The sequence below is a fragment of the Cupriavidus sp. Met-2 genome (assembly GCF_049843575.1).
GTDB lineage: Bacteria > Pseudomonadota > Gammaproteobacteria > Burkholderiales > Burkholderiaceae > Cupriavidus > Cupriavidus metallidurans.
This window is the reverse complement of record NZ_JBBHZL010000042.1, coordinates 1-3,056: the sequence shown is the minus strand read 5'-3', so window position 1 is coordinate 3,056 and position 3,056 is coordinate 1. Positions and strand designations below refer to the sequence as shown.

The following is a 3,056-nucleotide window of genomic DNA, read 5'->3' as shown; positions in this document are numbered from 1 at the left end:
TCAAGTTCTTCGACAAGCCGCCCCTGCAGTATTGGGCGACCGCCAGCGCCTATACGCTCTTCGGGCCGTCCGAGTGGACAGCAAGGATCTGGAGTGCGCTTGTGGGACTGCTGGGCGCACTCGCCGCATGGTGGGCGGCGCGATCGCTCTATGACACGCGCATAGGCCTCGCCTCAGCGCTGGTGCTCATCGGCGCTCCCCTCTGGATTCTCGGCTCGAATCTGACAACAACAGACATTGGTGTCGGCGCACTGCTCGGCAGTGCCGCTCTCGTTTTCGCCGTGGCCTACCAGAATCGGGAACCTCGCTTATACCCCCTGATCTGGTTGTTGGTCGGTCTGGCATTTCTTGCCAAAGGCCTGATTGCCCTGGTACTGCCAGGAATCACGCTGCTGCTATACGGGGCGGTCACTCGACAATTTTCCGCATTTTTTAGCGCGAGATTCTGGCGCTGGAGCCTGCTTGCGGTGGCCATCACCATGCCTTGGTTTGTCGTGGTGTCCCAGCGCAACCCCGAATTTCTGAATTACTTCTTCATCCACGAACACTTCGCGAGATTCTCGTCCTCGGTTCACGAGCGGGACAAGCCATTCTGGTTCTTCCTGGCCGTTGGTGCGGCAGGCGTCCTGCCGTTCATGGGCTTGATTCCCCGTGCTATCGCACTCCGCTCTCGCAGCGCACAGGCAACGCCTGGCTTCGACGCACGACTGTTTCTGTCGCTGTGGGTAGTCGTTGTCATTGCCTTCTTTTCGATTTCGCGCTCGAAGCTGCCGCTCTATATCCTGCCCGCCTTACCACCGGTGGCCGTCTTGCTCGCGTACAGATCCATGACTGCAGCCCGCCCCACACTGGCGGCAAGCTTTCTTGCCATGCCTGTGCTCGGCGTTGCCATCGCCGTGCTGCTATGGCATCCGACAATGTCGAATGCGGTACTGAAGCTCAATATCAGCAATCCGGCCTCATTGCATACCTGGGGCGCCATCACGATGGGCATTCTGGTCATCGGTGGCTTCCTGGCCTTTGGGATCGCCCTGCGCGGCCACAGGCTCTGCGCGGTTGCCGTCGCTTCGCTGGCGACGCTGGCCGGCCTTCAGGCTGGCTTGATGGCGTCTCGGGCGTTTGGATCCCTCTCCATCAAACCACTTGGCTTGGAAGCCAAGGCGGCGTCCCGCGTTGACACAGAACTGTTCGACGTGGGACAAATTGACCGAGGCCTAGCATTCTACACCGAGCGATTACCTACCATTGTCGGCGCCAGATCCGAGCTAGATCTTGGCTTCTCGGTCGAGCCTGGAAAGTGGATTGCTAATGAAGAGGCCTTTGCGCAGCGATGGAAGACCCCTGGTCACAAGCTCGCGGTCATGCGGCACGAGACGTTTCATCGACTGAGACCGCTGCTCGGTGGCGACACAACTGTGATCGGTCGACAAGGCGTCAACGTCCTGGTGCAGAAGCCATGAGGGTCCCGTTACGATTTGTGCGGTTTCTTGGTGCGGGAGCTACGGCAACCGCCGCCCACTATGCAACGCTAATAGCGCTGGTCAGGTTCGGGGCCGCAGCGCTTCCGGCATCTGCCGCCGGTAGTGTTGTTGGTCTTTTGGCGCACTACTTCATCAGCAGCCGATGGGTGTTCACACAAGTCCAACCACAACGCGCCACCTTCGGACGGTTCATTCTAGTTGGCGCTCTGGCATTTTCTCTCAATTCGCTACTGCTGTGGATAGGACTAGCGCTGGGGCTGCACTACCTCGTTGCACAGGTTTTGTCGACCATTTCGGTCATGCTGGTCAACTACGTAATCCATGCAAATTGGACGTTCATGAATGGAGCGATGCGATGAATGCCACCAACCTGCTGCCAGAGAAGATCTCGGTCGTCGTGCCGCTCTTCAATGAAGAAGCTGTCCTGCCACAATTTCACTTTCGGCTTCTCCGCGTGATGGATGGATTGGCATCGAACTACGAGATCATCTACGTGGACGACGGCAGCCGCGATCGATCACTGGCGGTTGCACACAATCTCAAGGCGGCCGAAGCGCGCGTCGGCATTGTCGAACTGAGTCGCAACTTCGGCAAGGAAGCCGCGCTAACGGCGGGCCTCGACGTGGCAAGCGGCGACGCCGTTGTGATCATCGACGCCGATCTGCAGGATCCGCCCGAACTGATTCCCTCGTTGATCGAGAAATGGCGAGAGGGGTTCGACGTGGTGTACGCCACGCGCACCTCCCGAGATGGCGAATCGTTCCTCAAGAAGTTCACCGCGCACTGGTTTTACCGTCTGATGGGCAAGCTCAGCGATACGGAGATTCCGGCCGACACCGGCGACTTCCGCGTAATGAGCCGTCGTGCCGTTGCCGCCCTCGGACAACTCCGGGAGCAGCACCGCTTCATGAAGGGGCTGTATGCCTGGATCGGATTTCGGCAGACCGCAGTCTTGTATCGGCGCGACGCCCGGGCATCCGGGAAGACCAAGTTCAACTACCGCAAGCTGTTGCGTTTTGCCGTGGATGGCATCACTGCCTTTTCCACCGTGCCGCTCAAGTTTGCGACCTCGATCGGCCTGCTTGTTGCCGTTCCCGCATTTGGCATGGCCGCCTTCATCGTTGGCAAGACGCTGCTTTACGGCGACCCCGTACACGGCTACCCATCCATGATGACTGTCCTGCTTCTGCTGGGCGGCCTGCAACTGGTTTTCCTAGGCGTGCTTGGGGAATATGTTGGGCGTCTGTTCAATGAAGTCAAGCGGCGGCCAGTGTATCTGGTGGCAAGCTATACGGCGCCGATCGGCCACGGCACCCCCACCGCCGAGCCAGGGCAAGTGGCCGTAGCGACACGGGGTGGCACCCCGCCTGCAGCAATCTTCCACGCACCCGGGTGCCCGGAAGGCAAAGCTCCGGGCCTCTCCGAGGCTTCTCCGCGGGATGCCATCCTCACGAAAACCCTTGCGCCAAGCCGGTAGACAGCCCGCGTACCATGCTCTCTCACGACATGGCCAGCAACTGGATCATGACGTTTTCGAAAGAAAGAGCCTCGTATTCAACTTATTCCGTTCTTCGC

The 3,056-nt window shown here is 59.5% G+C and carries 3 protein-coding genes; all 3 read left to right on the top strand.

Annotated features, from left to right (window positions below):
* The coding region (locus tag WD006_RS29235; RefSeq protein ID WP_060784147.1) for a glycosyltransferase family 39 protein at positions 1-1,460 on the top strand (1,460 nt) is incomplete at its 5' end.
* On the top strand, positions 1,457-1,840 hold the full coding sequence (locus WD006_RS29230) for a GtrA family protein (RefSeq protein ID WP_008650712.1): 384 nt from the start codon (positions 1,457-1,459) through the stop codon (positions 1,838-1,840). The genes WD006_RS29235 and WD006_RS29230, both read left to right, overlap by 4 nt.
* Positions 1,837-2,958: a glycosyltransferase family 2 protein gene (locus WD006_RS29225; protein ID WP_029306659.1), complete on the top strand. Its 1,122-nt coding sequence runs from the start codon at positions 1,837-1,839 to the stop codon at positions 2,956-2,958. The genes WD006_RS29230 and WD006_RS29225 overlap by 4 nt, the downstream gene beginning before the upstream one ends.
* Positions 2,959-3,056: the final 98 nt, after the last annotated feature.

Bases quoted from the DNA above. Each gene is read 5' to 3' on its own strand.
- WD006_RS29230 (WP_008650712.1), top strand. From the start codon at position 1,457: ATGAGGGTCCCGTTACGATTTGTGCGGTTTCTTGGTGCGGGAGCTACG.
- WD006_RS29225 (WP_029306659.1), top strand. From the start codon at position 1,837: ATGAATGCCACCAACCTGCTGCCAGAGAAGATCTCGGTCGTCGTGCCG.